The sequence below is a fragment of the Saccharothrix deserti genome, assembly GCF_009769385.1.
In the GTDB taxonomy this organism is placed as follows: Bacteria; Actinomycetota; Actinomycetes; order Mycobacteriales; family Pseudonocardiaceae; genus Actinosynnema; species Actinosynnema deserti.
The window spans coordinates 1-18,019 of record NZ_VKAB01000031.1; the positions used below are offsets into that span (position 1 = coordinate 1).

The window sequence follows — 18,019 nt, forward strand, 5'->3', positions numbered from 1 at the left end:
GGCGGTGGTAGGACGGGTCGGTCAGGGTCTCCTGGTAGCCGGTCATACCGGTGGAGAACACCGCCTCGCCCAGGCTCGCGCCGACCGCGCCGTAGGCCTCACCGCGGAACACGCGGCCGTCCTCCAGCACCAGTGCCGCATTCGTCATGAGTCGCCTCCCAGCGCTTGCACCCACTGCTCGTACACGTCCTTGTCGTCGCCCCGGAACCCGGTGTCGAACACCTGGTCCCCGAGCTGCCAGCGCACGACCAGCAGGCCGTCCGCGGTCATCACCTTGCCCGCGAGGCCGCGCGCCGTGCGGGCGCCGCGGACCTGCTCCGCCGGGATCCACATGGCGCTCGCGCCGCTGCGCTCCACCAGCACGCCGCCCTCGGTGAGCTTGAGGGTGGCCTCGGCGCGGTGGCCGATGTCACCGACCGCGACCCGGTCCTGCCAGTCGTCGCCGATCGTGGTGCCGACGTACACACCGGTCGTCTCCAGCATCGTCGCGCCGGTCTCGGCGGGCGGCTCGGGGAACTCCGGCAGCACCTCGGCCTGTCTGCGGGCGCGCCGCTGCCAGCCGCGCCACATGCCGTACAGGCACAGCAGCAGGATGGCCAGCACGGCCAGGGACAACAACACGCGCGTCATGCCGGAATCCTTCCGCCGACCGCCGTCACGCGCCCGCGCAGCAGGGTGGCGACCACCGCGCCGGGCAGCTCCATGCCTTCGAAGGGGGTGTTGACCGCGATGCTCGCGAACTCCGCGCCGCGCACCGTCCAGGTGGCGTCCGGGTCGACCAGGGTGAGGTTCGCGGGCTCGCCGACCTCGATCGGACGCCCCTGGTCGGGCAGGCCCGCGATCTCGGCGGGCCGCTCGCTCATCACCCGCGCCACGCCGCGCCAGTCCAGCAGGCCGGTCCTCACCATCGTCTCGACCACGATCGACAGCGCGGTCTGCAGGCCGAGCATGCCGGGCCGGGCCGCGGACCACTCGCAGTCCTTGTCCTGCACGGCGTGCGGCGCGTGGTCGGTGGCCACGCAGTCGATGACGCCCTCGGCCAGCGCCTCGCGCAGCTTGTGCACGTCCGCCGCCGTGCGCAGCGGCGGGTTGACCTTGTTGACCGGGTCGTAGGTCTCCAGCCGCTCGTCGGTCAGCAGCAGGTGGTGCGGCGTGACCTCGGCGGACACGTCCGTGCCGCGGGCCTTGGCCCACCTGAGCACGTCGGCGGTGCCGGTGGTGGACACGTGGCAGACGTGCAGCCGGGCGCCCGCGTGCAGCGCCAGCAGGCAGTCCCGCGCCACGATCGACTCCTCGGCGGCGGCCGGCCAGCCCTGCAGACCGAGCCGGGACGCCTGCTCACCCTCGTGCGCCTGCGCGCCGACCGTGAGCCGGGGCTCCTCCGCGTGCTGCGCGACGACCACGTCCAACGCCTTGCTGTACTCCAACGCGCGCCGCATGATCAGCGGGTCGTGCACGCAGTGGCCGTCGTCGGAGAACACCCGCACGCCCGCCCTGGCCATGGTGCCCAGCTCGGCGAGCTTCACACCCTCCAGGCCCACGGTGACCGCGCCGACCGGGTGCACGTCGACCAGGCCGACCTCGCGGCCGCGGCGGGCGACGTGCTGGACGACGACCTCGTTGTCCGCGACCGGGTTCGTGTTGGCCATGGCGAACACCGCCGTGTAGCCGCCCAGCGCGGCGGCGGCCGAGCCGGTGGCGATGGTCTCGGTGTCCTCGCGGCCGGGTTCGCGCAGGTGGGTGTGCAGGTCGACGAAACCGGGCAGCAGCACCGCGCCGTTGCCCTCGACGACTTCCGCGTCCTCTGCCTCTACGGACCCGATCGCGGCGATCACGCCGTCACGGATCAGCACATCGGTCGGGTCACCTTCGCCGTACGGTCGCACTCCCTTGAGGATCAAGGGGTTCACGCGGTTTCCTCCTCGTGGGCAAGCAGGTGGTAGAGCACGGCCATGCGCACGTGCACGCCGTTGCGCACCTGGTCGGTGATGGCGGCGCGGGGCGAGTCGGCGACCGCCGAGGCGATCTCCATGCCTCGCAGCATCGGACCGGGGTGCAGCACGACCGCGTGCTCGGGCAGCAGCTTCAGCCGGTTCTCGCTCAGGCCGTAGGCGATGGAGTACTCGCGGGCCGACGGGAAGAAACCGCCGTGCATCCGCTCGGCCTGCACCCTCAGCAGCATCACGGCGTCGAGGCTGGGCAGCTCGGCGTCCAGCTCGTGCGAGACGGTGACCGGCCAGTTCTCGACGCCGACCGGCAGCAGCGTCGGGGGCGCGACCAGGGTGACGTCCGCGCCCAGCGCGGTGAGCAGGTGCACGTTGGACCGCGCGACCCGGCTGTGCAGCACGTCGCCGACGATCGCGATCCGCCGGTCGCGCAGGTCACCGAGGCGTTCCCGCAGGGTGGCCGCGTCCAGCAGGGCCTGGGTGGGGTGCTCGTGCATGCCGTCGCCCGCGTTGACGACCGACGTGCCCGCTTCGCGCAGCCAGCCCGCGAGCCGGTGCGCCGCGCCGGACGCCGGGTGCCGCACGATGACGCAGTCCGCGCCCGCCGCGGCCAGGGTCAGCGCGGTGTCCCGCAGCGACTCGCCCTTGCTCACGCTGGAGCCGGAGGCCGAGACGTTCACCACGTCCGCGCTCATCCACTTGCCCGCGATCTCGAAGCTCACCCGGGTCCGGGTGGAGTTCTCGAAGAACATCGTGATGACCGTGCGACCGCGCAACGTGGGCAGTTTGCGCACTTCACGGCCTTCGAGGGCCTGCTTGAGGCTCGCCGCCGTGTCCAGGATGGCGGTCGCCTGCGCCGGGTCGATGCCCTCGGTGCTGAGCAGGTGCTTCACCGCAGCACCACCCCGTCCCGCTGGTCGAACTCCTCCAGCAGCACGTGGACCTCCTCGGTGCGGGCCGTGGGCACGTTCTTGCCCACGTAGTCCGCGCGGATCGGCAGCTCCCGGTGACCGCGGTCGACCAGGACGGCCAGCTGCACGGCACGCGGGCGGCCGTGGTCGCGCAGGGCGTCGAGCGCGGCTCGGATCGTGCGGCCGGAGAACAGCACGTCGTCCACCAGGATGACGAGCTTGTCGTCGACGCCGCCCTCGGGCAGCTTCGTCGCCTCCAGCGGGCGGGTGGGGCCGCGGCGCAGGTCGTCCCGGTAGAGGGTCACGTCCAGCGTGCCGGTCGGCACCTCGACACCGGCGAATTCGGCGATCCTGACGGCCAGCCGGCGGGCGAGCGGGGCTCCCCGACTCGGAATCCCCATCAGGACTACTGCGGGTGCGCTCGGTGCACCAAGAGCGGTCTTCTCGATGATCTGATGAGCCATTCGGGCGACAGTGCGCGCGACGTCGCCGGCCGACAGGAGCTCGCGCTCCCCGGCCGGGTCCGTCGCACCACGTTGACGTGGCGCCACGGTTGGACCTCCTTCCCCGCCTCGCTGGACGGGTCCTTAAAGGACGTCGGACACCCGGCTGCGACCGGGCTGACCAGCACCGTATCAGGCTCCGGCGGTCAATCTTCCGGGTGGTGTGCGTGGCCTCGCCCACCTGTCCTATCGAGATCAGCTTGACCTGGTGACCACGGAGAGCAATCATTACTCTGCGTATTGATCTAAGCCTCCCCGCGCCAGTCCCCTACCGGCTGACGGGGCGAATGAACGGAGAACCGCCACATGGGCGACTACGCCAAGGCGCTGGGGGCAAAGCTCCGCGCGATCCGCCAGCAGCAGGGCTTGTCTTTGCACGGCGTCGAGCAGAAGTCCGGCGGTCGCTGGAAGGCCGTGGTCGTCGGCTCGTACGAGCGCGGCGACCGTGCCGTGACCGTGCAGAAGCTCGCCGAGCTGGCCGACTTCTACGGTGTCCCGGTGGCCGAGCTGCTGCCGGAGGGCCGGGTGCCGTCCGGTGCGGAGCCCGCCACCAAGATCGTCATCAACCTGGAGCGGCTGCAACAGCTGCCCGCGGAGAAAGTGGGGCCGCTGGCCCGGTACGCGGCCACCATCCAGAGCCAGCGCGGCGACTACAACGGCAAGGTGCTGTCCATCCGGACCGAGGACCTGCGGTCGCTGGCCATCATCTACGACATGACGCCCGGCGAGCTGACCGAGCAGCTCATCGACTGGGGCGTGCTGCCTCCCGAGGCCCGTCCGGCCAAGGAGGACTGAAGCGCGCGGAAGGGCCACCCGCCAGGTTCGGGACGGGTGGCCCTCCACACCGTGTGCTTTAGCGGACTGTGCGCGTTAGAGGACTGTGCGCGTTAGAGGACGGCCCTGAGCTGGTCCGCGATGACCGCGATCCGGCCGAGCACACCGTTGACGAACCGGGGCGAGTCGTCCGTGGACAGTCCCTTGGCCAGCTCCACCGCCTCGTCGATGGCGACCGCGTCGGGCACGTCCGCCGCCCACAGCAGCTCGTAGAGCCCGATCCGCAGCACCGCCCGGTCCACCGCGGGCATGCGCTGGAGCGTCCAGCCCTCCGCGTGCTCGGAGATCAGGTCGTCGATGCGCGTGCGGTGCGCCGTGACGCCTTCCACGAGGGCGATCGTGTAGTCGTTCACCGGCGGCACGTCCGTCGACCCGACCCGGTCCGCGAGCAGCGTCACCGGGTCGATGCCCCGCTGGTCCGCTTCGTAGAGGACGTCCACCGCGCGTTTGCGGGCCTTGCTCCGTGCGCCCATCTCAGCCGTTCACTCGGCCGAGGTAACGGCCGTCGCGGGTGTCGACCTTGATCTTCTCGCCGGTGGTGACGAACAGCGGGACCTGGATCTCCGCGCCGGTCTCCAGCGTGGCGGGCTTGGTGCCGCCGGTGGAGCGGTCGCCCTGCAGGCCCGGGTCGGTGTGCTGGATGACGAGCTCGACCGAGGTCGGGAGCTCGATGTAGAGCGCGACGCCCTCGTGCATGGCGACGATCGCTTCCTGGTTCTCCAGCATGTAGTTCGCCGCGTCGCCGACGGTCTCGGCCGGGATGCTGATCTGGTCGTAGGTGTCGCCGTCCATGAAGACGAAGTCGGCGCCGTCCTTGTACAGGTAGGTCATGCCGCGCTTGTCGACGGTGGCCGTGTCGACCTTGGTGCCCGCGTTGAAGGTCCGGTCCACGACCTTGCCGGACAGGACGTGCTTCAACGTGGTGCGCACGAAGGCGCCACCCTTGCCCGGCTTGACGTGCTGGAACGCGGTGACGGTCCACAGCTGGCCGTCGAGGTTCAGCACCAGGCCGTTCTTCAGGTCGTTGGTGGTGGCCACGGTGGTGGGCTCTCCTGTTGCGTGAGTGAGGGCGATGTCGGCCAAGCCGACGAATCCGACTTCAGCCGATCCGACTTCAGACGACCACGAGTTCCTTCGTGGTCAGGGTGAGGAGCTCCGGGGCGCCTTCGCGCACCACGAGCGTGTCCTCGATGCGGACACCACCCTTCCCGGCCAGGTACACACCGGGTTCGACGGTGACCGCCATACCGGGGAGAAGTGTACCGTCACCCGCCTTCGACAACGCTGGAGCCTCGTGGATCTGCAGGCCGACGCCGTGCCCGAGACCGTGCAGGAACTGGTCGCCGTACCCGGCCTGCTCGATCACGCCGCGTGCCGCCGCGTCCACGTCCGAGACCCGCGCGCCGACCTCCAGCGCGGTCCGGCCGGCCTTCTGCGACGCCGCGACCAGTTGGTACAGGTCGCGCTGCCAGTCCGCGGCCCGGCCGACGACCAGGGTGCGGGTCATGTCCGAGTGGTAGCCGTCGACCAGCGCGCCGAAGTCGAGCTTCACGAAGTCGCCGTCCCTGACCACCGCGTCCGTCGGCCGGTGGTGCGGCACGGCCGAGTTCGCGCCCGCCGCCACGATCGACTCGAACGACGGGCCCGCCGCGCCGTGGTCGAGCATGCGGTTCTCCAGCTCGCGGGCGATCTCCTTCTCGGTGCGGCCCGGCCGCAGGCCGCCGTGCTCGATGAGGCCCGCCAGCGCCCGGTCGGCCGCCGCGCACGCCATCCGCAGCGCCTCGACCTCGGCGTCGTCCTTGACCAGCCGCAACAGCTCGACCAGGTCGGACGCCCGGATCAGCTCGACGCCGTCGGCCGCCTCGGTCAGCGCGTCGAGGCCGTCCACGGTCACGTGGTGGCTCTCGAAGCCGACCCGGTCCGCGCCCGCCTTGGCAGCCCGGCCAACCAGCGCCACGTCGCACGGCCGGTCGATGACCCGTTCCAGGTCGGGCACCTGCGCCGCGGCCTGGGTGAGGTACCGGCCGTCGGTGCAGAACACCGTGGCGTCGTCCGAGTCGGCGTGCACCAGCAGCGCCGCGTTCGACCCGGTGAACCCGGTCAGGTAACGGACGTTCAGCAGGTTCGTGACCAGCAGGGCGTCCAGTTCCAGGTCCCTGAGCGTGGCGCGCAGGGCGGCTCGGCGAGTGGAGTGCGGCATATCAGCAGCCTAGAGCCCGATGGGCCGCACCACAGTGCCACTCGATGGGGTGAACCGTGCTCAATAGGGCGACACCGTCAGTCACCCTTAGGGTGACGATATGCGCACGTGGCTGGTCCGAGGGTTCTGGATGGGGTTGTTCCACGGCGGGGTGCAGACCGGCACCTCGGCGGTGAGCGTGCACAGCCCCGAGGCCGCTTCGTCGATCCGGTACATCGCGCTCGGGCTGGTCGTCGTCATCGGCGTGCTGTGGGGCGCGTTGGACGCGTGGCGGCAGCTCGACGGGCGCGGCATGGTGTGGTTCTCCGCCGCGCTGTTCGCCGGGCCGCTGGCCGGGATCGCGGGCGTGGTCGGCCGGTCGCTGGTGGACCAGACCGGGGTGGAGTCGCTCGGGCCCGCGCTGACCGGCGGTGCGGCGTTCACCGCGTTGCTGGTCATGGCGACGGCGGCGGTCGGGATCGGCATCGGCAACGCGCTGCCCCAACCCGACGAGTCACAGCCCGATGGGTCACGGCAGCCCGACGGGTCGCGTTAGCGGCGCAGGTCCCCGGCCTTCTCGTACGAGTCCCAGGCCGTCTTCGAGACCTGGGTGAGCTGCGAGGAGTTCAGCGTGACGATCTCGACGGCGGCTTCCGACGTGCCGAGGACCCACAGCTTGTCCTCGCCCAGCAGCAGCCCGATCTGACCGTCGGGTGCGCGCAGCGCCTTCGTGCCCGCCGGGATCTCGGCGACGACGGGCAACTCGTCCACGATCGGCGGACGGCGGTCCAGCACCCTGGCGGCCAGCCGGTCGGTCACCGAGCGGCGCTCGATCCGGACCACCTCGCCGTCCAGCACGAGGTCCGTGGTGTTCGCCGGTGACGGCACGGCGTACCCGTGCAGCACGGCCGCCGACTCCTCGGTCGTGCAGCCGGGCACGCCCGCGAGGTCCAGGCCGAACTGCTGGAGGTCGGTCGGCGCCGCCGCCGCGCCGTCCACGGTCGCGCGGACCACGTCCACCGCGATCCGGCCGCACGGGTCCTCGGCCGACACCGGCGCGTGCCCGAGGGGCGTGCGGACCAGGCCGGGGCCCTCCCGCCACTGGCCGGGGATGTGCACCTGTGGGTGCGGGTTCGCGGTGAACTCCTTGTTCCAGAAGGTCAGGGTCGTGCCGGCCTCGGTCTCGTGCGCGATGACGAACGCGTGCAGCACGTCGGAGTACATCCAGTCGGCGCTGAACGCGTCCACCACCGAGCGGGTGCGCTTCGTGCGCGTGTCCGGCACCTGCTGGAAGCCCTGCGGGCCCAGCGCCTGCACGCCGGAGGCGAACGTCGGGTCCTTGGAGCGCAGCACGAACTGGCCCGCGCCGTTCCACCCGGCGGCCTCGCCGGTGGTGTCGGTGAACATCAGGTGGAACCAGCCGTCCACGACCAGCACCGACGGCTGGCCGGCGCCGTAGGTGTTCTCCCTGGTCTTGTCGTAGGACGGGCTCACGATGGGTTTGCCGCCCGCGGCACGGGTCCACACCACGCCGTCCGGGCTGGTGGCGACGCCGATCGCGTTGCCGTGCGCGTGGTCGCCCGCCGCGCCGGTGTAGTAGAGGTAGTAGGTGGCGCCGAGCTTGATCACCGACGGGTCGCAGGTGTGCACGCCGTCGAAGCCGTTGACGCTGCCGGACAGCACCGGCGTGGCCGGGGTGCCGTTCGGCGCGACGAACGGGCCGGACACCGCGGCGCTCTCCGAGTAGAGCAGGTCGTCGCCGGCGGGCGGTGCGGCGCTGAGCTGGCTGCACCACCACATGCGGTGCCTGCCGCCCTCGAACATGAGCGTGGGGCCGTAGTTGTACGGCGAGTCCCCGCCGCCGTAGGCCACCACGGCGGCGCTCCACCGGCCGCGGTCGGTGGCCAGCGGCACCGGCGTCGGCGGCGGCTTGGGCGTGCTGCTGCTCGGTGCGCTGCTGTCCGACGTGGACGCGCTGGACGTGGGCGGTGCGCTGCTCTCGGCGGGTTCCGACGCCGGGTCGGCGGTGCTCGGGGCACAGGCCGTCAGCAACACGACGGCCAAAGCGGATCCGAGGAGCCTCGCCGCTCCCACATCGGGACTTGCCATGGCGGGGCAGATCTCCACTTCTCCAGACGTCCGGACACCGGGAGCACGGCAGGGCACCCGGTGCGGTTCAGTGTAGAGATCCACTCCGCCGTTCGGGCGTCAACCGGGGGAGGCCACCAACTCCACTTCGATACCGTCGGTGTTCTCCAGATACCCCGCGTAATGATCCGGGCCACCCGCATGGGGGTATCTGTCCGCGAACAACGACGACCAGCCGTGCCCGGTCGCGGCGGTGACCAGCCGGTCCACCTCGGTCCGGCCCGCGACGTGGAACGCCAGGTGGTTGAGACCGGTGCCGAGGCGGTGGTGGGCGTCCATCGCGGGCGAGTGCTCGACCACCAGGTAGGTGGGGCCGAGCCGCCAGCTCACCCCCGCCGACCAGCGCTGGTACTCGACCCAGCCCAGCTCGCCGAGCAGCCAGCCGATGCTGTGCTCGGCGCGGGCCAGGTCGGGCACCCACAGTTCGACGTGGTGCAGGTGCCCCGCCGTCACGTGTCCACCGCCGTCACAGCAGGATGCTCCCGCCCGACTTCGGCTCGGCCGCCACGGCGGAGTAGGCCGCCGCGATCAGCGTCGGGTCCGGGCCCTCCAGCCGGCCGGGCTTGGCCAGGCCGTCGAGCACCACGAACCGCAGCACGCCCGACCTGGTCTTCTTGTCCGTGCGCATCCCCTCCATGAGCTGGCCGAGCGCGTCCGGGTCGTAGCCGGTCGGCAGGCCGAGCGAGGTGAGGATCGAGCGGTGGCGGTCGGCGGTCTCGTCGTCCAGCCTGCCCGCGAGGCGGGCGAGTTCGGCGGCGAACACCAGGCCGACGCTGACCGCCGCGCCGTGCCGCCAGCGGTAGCGCTCGCGGCGCTCGATGGCGTGCGCGAGGGTGTGGCCGTAGTTCAGGATCTCCCGCAGGTCCGATTCGCGCAGGTCGGTCGACACCACGTCGGCCTTGACCTGGATCTTGCGCCGGACCAGCTCCTCGATCACGTCGCCGGACGGGTCCAGCGCGGCCTCCGGGTCGGCCTCGATCAGGTCGAGGATCACCGGGTCGGCGATGAAACCGCCCTTGACCACCTCGGCCATGCCCGCGACCAGTTCGTTGCGCGGCAACGTCTCCAGCGTGGCCAGGTCGACCAGGACGGCGGTCGGCTCGTAGAACGTGCCGACCAGGTTCTTGCCCGCGTCGGTGTTGATGCCGGTCTTGCCGCCGACCGCGGCGTCCACCATGCCCAGCAGGGTGGTGGGCACGTGGACCAGCTTCACCCCGCGCATCCAGGTGGAGGCGACGAACCCGGCCAGGTCGGTCACCGCGCCGCCGCCGAGGCCGATCACCACGTCGGAGCGGCCCAGGCCGATGCGGCCGAACACGTCCCAGCAGTACCCGGCGACCCGCAGGTCCTTGCCGTCCTCGGCGTCGGGCACCTCGACGCGGTGCGCGTCGATCCCGGCCTCGGCCAGCGCCTCGCGGACCGCGTCGGCGGTCTCGGTCAGGGTCGGCGTGTGGACGATCGCCGCCTTGTCCGTGCCCTTCAGGGTCTCGACCAGGTCGCCGAGCAGGCCGCGGCCCACCACCACGTCGTACGGTCGTTCCGCGGCCACGCGGATCCGCACCGGCTCGCCCATCACCACTCCCCTCGTCGGGTCACCATTCGACCACGTCCGCTTCGAGCACGTCGGCGCCCCACACGCCGGCCAGCACGGCGGCCTGGTCCTTGATCGCCTTCCGCGCCGCGCCCCTGACCTTCGACCAGCCCGTGACCTGGAACGTCACCGTGCGACCGCTGAACTCGTGCCGCCACGCGCCGGCCACCCGGCCGTGCAGGACGAGCGCGCCGGGGCTGCCGACCGGCCGCCACACCTGCCTGGCCACGTCCGGGTCGGCGACCAGGTGGCGCGGGCCGAGCAGGTACGGGTCGCGCGGGAACAGCAGCAGCCCGGCGGGCGGGTCCGGCGCTTCACCGCCGGCGGAGCCGGCGATCAGACCGAGGTCGTCCTCGTGCACGAGCAACCGCTTGCCGTCGACCCGGACCGGGCGCAGGTCGGGCCAGTTGTCCTGGGGGCCGGCGCCCAGCCACTTCTCCGCGTCGGCCTTGGCGAACGGTCCGACGAGCCGCGCGTAGTCGCGCAACAGGGTCGGCTCGCCGGGCTCTTCGCGTTCTGGTTTCGCCTTCGGGCGGCGGAAGGTGAGCTTCGCGCCCAACTGCTCCAGCTCGATGCCCGCGAGGAGCGTGCCGAGCCGGAACAGGTTCTCGATGACGTGGTCGGTCTCGCACCCCGGGCAGTAGGGGGTGGCGATCGCGGGCAGCAGCGGGCTGATCGCCGCGGACAGCTCGCCCTTGGTGGCCGTGTCGCCGGGGAACTCGCGGTGCATCAGGTCCACGACCAGGTCGACGTGCTCCAGGTCGGGCGGCGGGTACGTGCCGCACCACGCCGCCAACTGCTTCTCCGTGCGCGGTCGGAGCTGCCGTCGCAACGCGGGCAGGTCCTCACGGCGGTGCAGGTGCGGTGCGCCGCGCAGGCTCAGCACCCGGGCCAGGTCCTCGGTGCCCTCGCGGCGGCCCCGGACACCCAACGCCGCCGCGCCTGTCTTCGGCGGGCTGTCCACCACGCCGAGCGCGAGCACCGCCTGGTCCCGGCCCACCTGGTCGCCGTGCAGGCCCTGCACCGCGGCGCGGTGCGCGAGGACCCGGGCCCCGGTCAGTTCCACGGAGTCATTCTCGCGCCGTCACGCCTGCCGGGTGAGGTGGGCGAGGATGGCGTCGACCACCTGGTCCGGCTTGAGGTCGTCGGTGACCACCTCGATGGTGGCGACCTCCCGGTACAGCGGCAGGCGGGCGTCCAGCAGGGCCTTGAACGTGGCGCGCGGGTTCACGCCGGCCAGCAGCGGTCGGGCGGTGGACAGGCCGGTGCGCTTCACGCCCTCGGCCATGCCGACGTTGAGGAAGACCACGGTGTGGCCGGCCAGGCGGCCTCGGGTGGTCGCGGACAGCACCGCGCCGCCACCCAGTGCGAGCACGCCTTCGTGCGTCTTCAGGGCCTCGGCGACGGCCTGCTCCTCCAGCGCGCGGAACGCGGCCTCGCCGTCGCCGGTGAAGATGTCCGCGATCGAGCGGCCCTCGGCGGCGACGATGTCGTCGTCGGTGTCGCGGAACGGGGCGTCCAGGCGTTCGGCGAGCAGGTGGCCGACCGTCGTCTTGCCCGCGCCGGGCGGTCCGAGGACGACGAGCTTGGGGGTCACAGCCCCTCCCAGCGGGCTTCCAGCGCCTCCAGGTAGGACGCGACGTTGCGCTTGGTCTCGGTGATCGAGTCGCCGCCGAACTTCTCCAGCGCCGTCTCGGCCAGCACCAGCGCCACCACGGACTCCAGCACCACGCCCGCGCGCGGCACCGCGCACACGTCCGAGCGCTGGTGGATCGCCACCGCGGGCTCTCCCGTTCGGACATCCACAGTGGACAGAGCACGGGGAACGGTCGAGATCGGCTTCATGGCCACGCGCACGCGCAGCGGCTCGCCGTTGGTGATGCCGCCCTCCAGGCCGCCGGCCCGGTTGGAGCGCCGCGTGACGCCCTTCGGCCCGGTGCCCCGGTCGATCTCGTCGTGCGCCTGGCTGCCCCACCGCTCGGCGGTGGTGAAGCCGTCGCCGATCTCCACGCCCTTCATCGCCTGCACGCCCATCAGCGCGCCGGCCAGCCGCGCGTCGAGGCGGCGGTCCCAGTGCACGTGCGAGCCGAGGCCCGGCGGCAGGCCGTAGACGATGACCTCGATGACGCCGCCGACCGTGTCGCCCGCCTCCTTGACCGCCTCGACCTCGGCCACCATCGCCTCGGTGCCGCGCGCGTCGAAGGCCCGGACCGGGCTGGCGTCGACGGCGGCCAGGTCACCGGGGCCGGGCACCGGCGCGTCGGCGGGTGTCTTCGCCTTGCCGATGGACACCACGTGGCTGATCACGTCCACGTCGAAGACCTGCTTGAGGAAGTGCCGGGCGACCGTGCCGAGCGCGGTGCGGGACGCCGTCTCCCGGGCGCTGGCGCGTTCCAGCACGGGGCGCGCCTCGGCGAAGCCGAACTTCTGCATGCCGGGCAGGTCGGCGTGGCCGGGGCGGGGCCTGGTCAGCGCCTCGTTGCGGCCGGTCGGCTTGAGCAGGCTCGGGTCGACCGGGTCGGCCGACATCACCGTCTGCCACTTGGGCCACTCGGTGTTGCCGATCCGGACCGCGATCGGGCCGCCCTGGGTGAGCCCGTGGCGGACACCGCCCAGGATCTCGACCTCGTCGGCCTCGAACCCCATGCGGGGGCTGCGACCGAAGCCCAGCCTGCGGCGCTCCAGTTGAGCGGTCAGGTCGGCAGTGGTGACCTCGACCCCGGCGACCATGCCTTCCAGCACGGCGACGAGGGCAGGTCCGTGGGACTCCCCAGCGGTGATCCAGCGCAGCACACGGCAAATCCTTTCACAGTGTTGGATTGCGCCGCCTCCGGCGTCGCGAGGGCTCGGTCGCCTGGAAGTCGACCGCTCGCGCCTGATTTTCCGACGATCGAAAAGCGTGATCGCCGGAAAATGAGTCGCGAACGATCGACGCGACCTCGCGGAGTGGTCGGGCTCTCACCCTGCGGACACGGCCACCAGCCACGTGGCCGCCAGCAGGCCCGGTCCGTGGGGCACGCCGTCCAGCCGCCACCACAGGCCGACAAACAGCGTGATGGTGCTCGCCAGCAGCGCGCCCACCGGTAAGGCGAGCCACGAGACCGTGGCCAGCACCGCGCCCAGTGAGCCGGCCAGCTTGACGTCGCCCCCTCCCATCGCGGACGGCACCAGCAGGCGTACGAGCAGGTGGAAGCCGCCGAAGAGGACGCAACCCGCCAGCGCACGCCACAGGTCTGCGCCGCACAGCCACAGCGTCAGGCCGATCACCGGGTACGCGGGCAGCGTCAGGGCGTCCGGTAGCCGTCGGTGCCGGAGGTCGGTCGCGACCAGCAGCACACCCAGCCACGCCAGCAGCAGCGGCACCGGGAGCCAGTGCGGTGGCGCGAGTGCCCAGGCCACGAACCACAACACGGCTGTCGGCACTGCGCACCACAGCCAGCAAACGTTCGCGCCGCGCGGCAGGTGGCGGAGGAGGCCGGCGCCCAGAGCGCCGGCGAGGAAACCCGAGATGACCATGAACCCAGCGTCGTCGCGGGAACACGGGCAGCGCAACGAGAAGTGCGGGTGAACGGTCCATTCACCCGCACTCGCCCGTCACTGGAAGATCAACGCTGCCAGGAGAACAGCGCGTCACCCGCCGACACCGGACCACCGGCCTGGTCCAGCAACACCTCCGGCGCCGCGTCCAACGCGATCACCGGGCAGATCGGCGCGAAACCCGCCGCCTCCACCTCGGCCGGGTCCCACGTCACCACGGGCTGCCCCGCGCGCACCGCCTCGCCCTTGACCACGTGCAGCGTGAAGCCCTCGCCCTTGCGCTTCACCGTGTCGATCCCGAGGTGCACCAACACCGCCGCACCCTCCGAAGTGGCCACGACGAACGCGTGCGGGTGCAGCGTCACCACCGTCCCGTCCACCGGGGACACCACCTCGGCGCTCACCCGATCAGGTTCGACCGCCACCCCCGGACCCACCATGGCCTGCGCGAACACCGGGTCCGGCACCTCGGTCAACGGCACCACCCGACCACTGACCGGGCTGGCCACGCGCAGCGTCACAGCAGGTCCTCGATGTCGCTGGCGATGGTGTCGGCCTCGGGGCCGACGACCACCTGCACGACGTTGCCCGAGCGCATCACGCCGTGCGCGCCCAGGCCCTTCAAAGCCTTCTCGTCCACCAGGGAACCGTCTTCCAGCTCACAGCGCAGGCGCGTGATGCACGGCTCGATCTCCACGATGTTGTCCGCACCGCCGAGCGCGGCGAGGATCCGCTCCGCCTTGTCGTCCGCCACTTCAAGTCCTCTCTCGACACCTGGCCTGAGGGTGCCACCGCTCGGGCACGGTCCCGTAACGGCGGTTGACACCCGGTCGGCGCGCGGAGCATCCTCCCCGCACCAACTGGTCTAGACCGGAAAGTACCAATCCCGCTTTACTGACGCGAGCACGGGGAGGTGTCATGAACCGCACCGAGATCGTCGACGGGCCCAAGCCCAAGCACGCGCAGCTCCGCGACATCCTGCGGCGCATGGCCGAGCAGGAGCTCCCGCCGGGCTCCCCGATCCCGTCCGAGCGCGACCTCGCCCAGCAGTACGGGGTGTCGCGCATCACAGTCCGCGCCGCGGTCGGGCAACTCGTCGCCGAAGGGCTCCTGACCAGGGCGAAAGGCCGGGGCACGTTCACCGCCCGGCGTCGGATGGACGTCCAGCTCTACCTGGAGTCGTTCACCGAGGACATGCGTCGGCGCGGGCTCACCCCCGCGACCGAGGTGCTGGCCTGCGCCGAGGAGGTGCCGCCACCGGAGGCGGCCGCCGCGCTCGGCCTGCCGCCGCACGAACCGGCGTGCAAGCTCGTCCGCCTGCGCCGCGCGGACGGCGTGCCGCTGGCCGTCGAGCGGGGCTGGTACAACCCCCGGGTCGTGCCCCACCTCGACCGGCACGACCTCACCACCTCGCTCTACACCCTCATCGCCGACACCTACGGGGTGCAGCTCGACCGCGCCGTCCAGACGGTGTGGGCCGAGGGCGCCGATCCCGAAACGGCGAAGTTGCTGGGTGTCCGCACCGGCAGCTCGCTGCTCGTCTTCCACCGGGTCGCCGGCTCGCAGGGCAGACCCGTGGAGGACATGACGTCCTGGTACCGGGGCGATCTCTACCAGGTGACCATGCAATTGGACCGGACCGTCCCGGAATCCGGCCCGCACCACTCCGCCAAGGGAGGTACCCCATGAGCGCCAGCGCCCCTCAGGCGACCGGCGGTCGTGAGATCAAGGGACTGGCCGGTCTCCAGCGCTTCGGTCGCAGCCTGATGCTGCCGATCGCCGCGCTGCCCGTCGCCGCTCTGCTGCTGCGACTCGGCCAGGACGATCTGCTCGGCAAGGACGGCCTCGGCTGGAACGAGGTCGCCGGCGTCATCGGCGGCGCGGGCAACGCGCTGTTCGCGAACCTGCCGCTGCTGTTCGCCGTCGGCGTGGCCATCGGTTTCGCGAGGCGCGGTGACGGTTCCACCGCGTTGGCCGCCGTGGTCGGCTTCGTGGTGACCGAGGCGGTGTTCAAGGCCATGTCGCCGCTCGTGCTGCCGCTGCCGGACGACGCGGCCGCGGACGCCAAGCAGGAGCTGATCAACTACTCGGTGCTGACCGGCATCGTGGTCGGTCTGATCACGGCCGTGCTGTGGCAGAAGTACCACCGCATCAAGCTGCCCGCCTACCTGGCCTTCTTCGGCGGCCGGCGGTTCGTGCCGATCATGGTCGCGGGCGTGATGATCGTGGTCGGCGTGCTCATGGGCCTGGTGTACCCGTGGTTCGACGCGGGTCTGACCTGGGTCGGCGAGACGATCTCCGGCAGCACGATCATCGGCGCGGGCCTCTACGGCACCATCAACCGGCTGCTCATCCCACTGGGCCTGCACCACATCCCGAACACGTTCATGTGGCAGGTCTTCGGCGAGTACGAGGGCAAGACCGGCGACATCCAGCGGTTCTTCGCCGGTGACCCGACCGCGGGCACGTTCATGACCGGCTTCTTCCCGATCTTCATGTTCGCCCTGCCCGCGGCGGCGCTGGCCATCGTGCACACCGCCCGCCCGTCGCAGAAGAAGATCATCGCCGGCATCATGGGCTCGGCGGCGCTGACCTCGTTCATCACGGGTGTGACCGAGCCGCTGGAGTTCGCGTTCATGTTCGTGGCGTGGCCCCTCTACCTGATCCACGCGGTGCTCACCGGCACCTCGCTGGCCATCAGCAACGCGTTGGGCATCCACGACGGGTTCGGGTTCTCCGCCGGCGCCATCGACTACCTGCTCAACTTCAACATCGCGACCAAGCCACTGCTGATCCTGGTGCTGGGCGTGATCTACGCGCTCATCTACTACTTCCTGTTCCGCTTCGTCATCACCAAGTGGAACCTGAAGACGCCGGGCCGCGACGCGGACGAGGACCCGGAGGACGACCCGAGCGTGGTCGAGGGCAGCGGCGACAAGGCAGGCAAGGCCGACGAGGAAGGCCGGCGGGACGCGACGGCGTCCTGACCGCGAACCGAAGGACGAGAGGACGGATCATGCCTGAGCGACGGGTCACCGTGGCGAGCAAGGTCGGACTGCACGCACGCCCTGCCGCACTCCTGGCGAAGGCGGCGGCCGGGCAGTCGGTGAAGGTCACCATCCGCAAGGACGACGGCCAACCGGTCGAGGCGGCGAGCGTGCTGGGTCTGATGACGCTCGGCGCGATGCACGGCGACGAGGTCGTCCTGGCCGCCGACGGCGACGGCGCGGACGCCGCGCTGGAGGCGATCGCGCAGATCATCGCCACCGACCTGGACGCGGGCTGATCTCCCTCAGCACGACGACCGGGCCCTGCTCGCACTCTCGCGCGCGAGCAGGGCCCGGTGACGTGCGAGGAGGTTGCCCGAATCCGCAGGTCGCGTGTTCTGAGTGTTGAACTCACCCACCCTGAACGTTCGACTCTCGCGTTCTGAACGTAGGACTCTCGCGTGAGTCCTACGTTCGCGTGCCGAGAGTCGAACGTTCGGGGTGGGTGAGTTCGACTCTCGGGGGTGGGGGCTAGACCGGTAGGGGGAGCAGGTTGTCCGTGGCGGTGCGGAGGGCTTGGCGCATCGCTTCGCGCGGGGCCGGGTGGCCGGTGAACTGCTCCGCCTGGCCGAACGCCTGGTGCAGCAGCATGTCCAGGCCGGTGGCCAGGGTGCGGCCCTGCTTCTCCACCGCGTACGCCAACGGCGTCGGCCACGGGTGGTAGATGACGTCCAGGACGTTCGGGGCCTCGGCCAGGGCCGCGGCGATCGGCTCGGTGGCGGCCGGCGGCACGGTGCTGACCAGGACGTCCGAAGCAGAAGCGAGAGCGGCGAAGTCCGCGGTGTCCCAGGTGACGACGTCCAGCGCCAGGCCCAGGCGGGACGCGCACGAGTCGGCCTCGGCCGCACGGGACACCGAGCGCACCACCAGCGACACCGAGCGAACGCCGACCGAGGCCAGGGCCACCAGAGCCGCCGTGGCGGTGCCGCCCGCACCCAACAACACGGCGTGGGTGCCCGAGGTGAAGCCGCAGGAAGCGCGGAGCGCGCCCAGCACGCCGTCCACGTCGGTGTTGTCGGCGCGCCAGCCGTCGGGAGTGGGGATGAGGGTGTTCGCGGCGCCCACCTGGACGGCCCGCGAGGTCGCGGTGGCGGCCACGGCCAGGGCCGCGCGCTTGTTCGGCATGGTGACCGACAAGCCCGCCCACGACGGGTCCAGGCCGGCGACCAGGGCCGGGACACCGGACGCCTCGCACTCGATCCGCGTGTACGCCCAGTCGGACAGGCCCAGAGCCGCGAACGCGGCGTTGTGCAGCACAGGGGACAGGGAGTGGGCCACCGGCGAGCCGATGACCGCGGCACGGCGCGGCGCGGTGGGCGTCAC

Annotated in this window: 23 protein-coding genes; 5 read left to right on the forward strand and 18 right to left on the reverse strand. The window is 71.6% G+C overall.

From position 1 onward, the window contains the following. The 5 genes from FM051_RS36640 to pyrR form a co-directional block, all read right to left on the reverse strand. Positions 1–148: carbamoyl-phosphate synthase domain-containing protein (locus tag FM051_RS36640; protein WP_274383849.1), on the reverse strand; the 148-nt coding region annotated here is incomplete at its 3' end. Further along, the gene (locus FM051_RS36645; protein WP_158851474.1) at positions 145–630 is read right to left on the reverse strand and encodes a PH-like domain-containing protein; all 486 of its coding nucleotides are present in this window, start codon (positions 628–630) and stop codon (positions 145–147) included. The genes FM051_RS36645 and FM051_RS36640, both read right to left, overlap by 4 nt. Further along, positions 627–1,910 carry a dihydroorotase gene (locus FM051_RS36650; protein ID WP_158851476.1) on the reverse strand — a complete coding sequence of 428 codons (1,284 nt, stop codon included), beginning with the start codon at positions 1,908–1,910 and terminating at the stop codon, positions 627–629. Before FM051_RS36650 ends, FM051_RS36645 begins: the two co-directional genes overlap by 4 nt. Next, positions 1,907–2,839 (reverse strand): aspartate carbamoyltransferase catalytic subunit, encoded by a 933-nt coding sequence (locus FM051_RS36655; protein WP_158851478.1) that lies wholly within the window; start codon positions 2,837–2,839, stop codon positions 1,907–1,909. Before FM051_RS36655 ends, FM051_RS36650 begins: the two co-directional genes overlap by 4 nt. Beyond that, positions 2,836–3,408: a bifunctional pyr operon transcriptional regulator/uracil phosphoribosyltransferase PyrR gene (gene pyrR / locus FM051_RS36660; protein ID WP_158851480.1), complete on the reverse strand. Its 573-nt coding sequence runs from the start codon at positions 3,406–3,408 to the stop codon at positions 2,836–2,838. Before pyrR ends, FM051_RS36655 begins: the two co-directional genes overlap by 4 nt. 258 nt (positions 3,409–3,666) lie before the next feature. On the opposite strand from pyrR, the gene bldD reads away from it, so the two are divergent. Then, on the forward strand, positions 3,667–4,155 hold the full coding sequence (gene bldD / locus FM051_RS36665; protein WP_015103676.1) for a transcriptional regulator BldD: 489 nt from the start codon (positions 3,667–3,669) through the stop codon (positions 4,153–4,155). Positions 4,156–4,247: 92 nt separating this feature from the next. Here the strand turns inward: bldD and nusB are convergent, their stop codons facing one another. The 3 genes from nusB to FM051_RS36680 form a co-directional block, all read right to left on the reverse strand. Beyond that, a complete protein-coding gene (gene nusB / locus FM051_RS36670) occupies positions 4,248–4,667 on the reverse strand; it encodes a transcription antitermination factor NusB (RefSeq protein WP_158851482.1) in 420 nt (139 codons plus the stop codon). 1 nt (position 4,668) lies between these two features. Continuing rightward, complete coding sequence (gene efp, locus FM051_RS36675) at positions 4,669–5,232, reverse strand: elongation factor P (protein ID WP_158851484.1); 564 nt, start codon at positions 5,230–5,232, stop codon at positions 4,669–4,671. A 76-nt stretch (positions 5,233–5,308) separates the two neighbouring features. After that, positions 5,309–6,394: a M24 family metallopeptidase gene (locus FM051_RS36680; protein ID WP_158851486.1), complete on the reverse strand. Its 1,086-nt coding sequence runs from the start codon at positions 6,392–6,394 to the stop codon at positions 5,309–5,311. Between the two features lie 100 nt (positions 6,395–6,494). Between FM051_RS36680 and FM051_RS36685 the strand changes: the two genes are divergently transcribed. Further along, the gene (locus FM051_RS36685) at positions 6,495–6,929 is read left to right on the forward strand and encodes a B-4DMT family transporter (RefSeq protein ID WP_158851488.1); all 435 of its coding nucleotides are present in this window, start codon (positions 6,495–6,497) and stop codon (positions 6,927–6,929) included. On the opposite strand, the gene FM051_RS36690 is transcribed toward FM051_RS36685, so the two are convergent. The 9 genes from FM051_RS36690 to FM051_RS36730 all read right to left on the reverse strand — a co-directional run bounded on the left by FM051_RS36690 (position 6,926) and on the right by FM051_RS36730 (position 14,403). Continuing rightward, complete coding sequence (locus FM051_RS36690; protein WP_158851490.1) at positions 6,926–8,482, reverse strand: glycoside hydrolase family protein; 1,557 nt, start codon at positions 8,480–8,482, stop codon at positions 6,926–6,928. The genes FM051_RS36685 and FM051_RS36690 overlap by 4 nt on opposite strands. Before the next feature lie 99 nt (positions 8,483–8,581). After that, positions 8,582–8,974, reverse strand: a complete 393-nt coding sequence (locus tag FM051_RS36695) for a VOC family protein (protein WP_158851492.1) — start codon at positions 8,972–8,974, stop codon at positions 8,582–8,584. Between the two features lie 13 nt (positions 8,975–8,987). After that, entirely contained in the window at positions 8,988–10,094 is a 1,107-nt protein-coding gene (aroB, locus tag FM051_RS36700) for a 3-dehydroquinate synthase (protein ID WP_158851494.1), read from the reverse strand. A 19-nt stretch (positions 10,095–10,113) separates the two neighbouring features. Continuing rightward, positions 10,114–11,178 carry a DNA glycosylase AlkZ-like family protein gene (locus FM051_RS36705; RefSeq protein WP_158851496.1) on the reverse strand — a complete coding sequence of 355 codons (1,065 nt, stop codon included), beginning with the start codon at positions 11,176–11,178 and terminating at the stop codon, positions 10,114–10,116. An 18-nt stretch (positions 11,179–11,196) separates the two neighbouring features. Next, a complete protein-coding gene (locus FM051_RS36710) occupies positions 11,197–11,709 on the reverse strand; it encodes a shikimate kinase (protein WP_158851498.1) in 513 nt (170 codons plus the stop codon). Beyond that, a complete protein-coding gene (aroC, locus tag FM051_RS36715) occupies positions 11,706–12,905 on the reverse strand; it encodes a chorismate synthase (RefSeq protein WP_158851500.1) in 1,200 nt (399 codons plus the stop codon). The genes FM051_RS36710 and aroC overlap by 4 nt, the downstream gene beginning before the upstream one ends. 165 nt (positions 12,906–13,070) lie before the next feature. Next, on the reverse strand, positions 13,071–13,628 hold the full coding sequence (locus FM051_RS36720; protein WP_158851502.1) for a prepilin peptidase: 558 nt from the start codon (positions 13,626–13,628) through the stop codon (positions 13,071–13,073). Between the two features lie 89 nt (positions 13,629–13,717). Next, positions 13,718–14,170, reverse strand: coding sequence for a PTS sugar transporter subunit IIA (locus tag FM051_RS36725; RefSeq protein WP_158851504.1), 453 nt, complete (start codon positions 14,168–14,170; stop codon positions 13,718–13,720). Next, entirely contained in the window at positions 14,167–14,403 is a 237-nt protein-coding gene (locus tag FM051_RS36730; protein WP_053721653.1) for a PTS sugar transporter subunit IIB, read from the reverse strand. The genes FM051_RS36725 and FM051_RS36730 overlap by 4 nt, the downstream gene beginning before the upstream one ends. A 164-nt stretch (positions 14,404–14,567) precedes the next feature. On the opposite strand from FM051_RS36730, the gene FM051_RS36735 reads away from it, so the two are divergent. From FM051_RS36735 to FM051_RS36745, 3 genes are read left to right on the forward strand one after another with little or no spacing between them, the layout of a single operon-like run. After that, positions 14,568–15,338: a GntR family transcriptional regulator gene (locus tag FM051_RS36735; protein WP_158851506.1), complete on the forward strand. Its 771-nt coding sequence runs from the start codon at positions 14,568–14,570 to the stop codon at positions 15,336–15,338. Next, the gene (locus FM051_RS36740; RefSeq protein WP_158851508.1) at positions 15,335–16,636 is read left to right on the forward strand and encodes a PTS transporter subunit EIIC; all 1,302 of its coding nucleotides are present in this window, start codon (positions 15,335–15,337) and stop codon (positions 16,634–16,636) included. Before FM051_RS36735 ends, FM051_RS36740 begins: the two co-directional genes overlap by 4 nt. A gap of 29 nt (positions 16,637–16,665) precedes the next feature. Further along, positions 16,666–16,935 carry an HPr family phosphocarrier protein gene (locus FM051_RS36745; protein ID WP_158851510.1) on the forward strand — a complete coding sequence of 90 codons (270 nt, stop codon included), beginning with the start codon at positions 16,666–16,668 and terminating at the stop codon, positions 16,933–16,935. A gap of 232 nt (positions 16,936–17,167) precedes the next feature. Here FM051_RS36745 and FM051_RS36750 read toward each other — a convergent pair whose 3' ends face one another. Then, the gene (locus tag FM051_RS36750; RefSeq protein WP_158851512.1) at positions 17,168–18,019 is read right to left on the reverse strand and encodes a shikimate dehydrogenase; all 852 of its coding nucleotides are present in this window, start codon (positions 18,017–18,019) and stop codon (positions 17,168–17,170) included.

Coding starts and splice junctions, on each gene's coding strand:
- FM051_RS36690 (WP_158851490.1), bottom strand. CDS start 8,482: ATGGCAAGTCCCGATGTGGGAGCGGCGAGGCTCCTCGGATCCGCTTTG.
- bldD (WP_015103676.1), top strand. CDS start 3,667: ATGGGCGACTACGCCAAGGCGCTGGGGGCAAAGCTCCGCGCGATCCGC.
- FM051_RS36740 (WP_158851508.1), top strand. CDS start 15,335: ATGAGCGCCAGCGCCCCTCAGGCGACCGGCGGTCGTGAGATCAAGGGA.
- FM051_RS36745 (WP_158851510.1), top strand. CDS start 16,666: ATGCCTGAGCGACGGGTCACCGTGGCGAGCAAGGTCGGACTGCACGCA.
- FM051_RS36685 (WP_158851488.1), top strand. CDS start 6,495: ATGCGCACGTGGCTGGTCCGAGGGTTCTGGATGGGGTTGTTCCACGGC.
- nusB (WP_158851482.1), bottom strand. CDS start 4,667: ATGGGCGCACGGAGCAAGGCCCGCAAACGCGCGGTGGACGTCCTCTAC.
- FM051_RS36680 (WP_158851486.1), bottom strand. CDS start 6,394: ATGCCGCACTCCACTCGCCGAGCCGCCCTGCGCGCCACGCTCAGGGAC.
- aroB (WP_158851494.1), bottom strand. CDS start 10,094: ATGGGCGAGCCGGTGCGGATCCGCGTGGCCGCGGAACGACCGTACGAC.
- FM051_RS36720 (WP_158851502.1), bottom strand. CDS start 13,628: ATGGTCATCTCGGGTTTCCTCGCCGGCGCTCTGGGCGCCGGCCTCCTC.
- FM051_RS36735 (WP_158851506.1), top strand. CDS start 14,568: ATGAACCGCACCGAGATCGTCGACGGGCCCAAGCCCAAGCACGCGCAG.
- FM051_RS36645 (WP_158851474.1), bottom strand. CDS start 630: ATGACGCGCGTGTTGTTGTCCCTGGCCGTGCTGGCCATCCTGCTGCTG.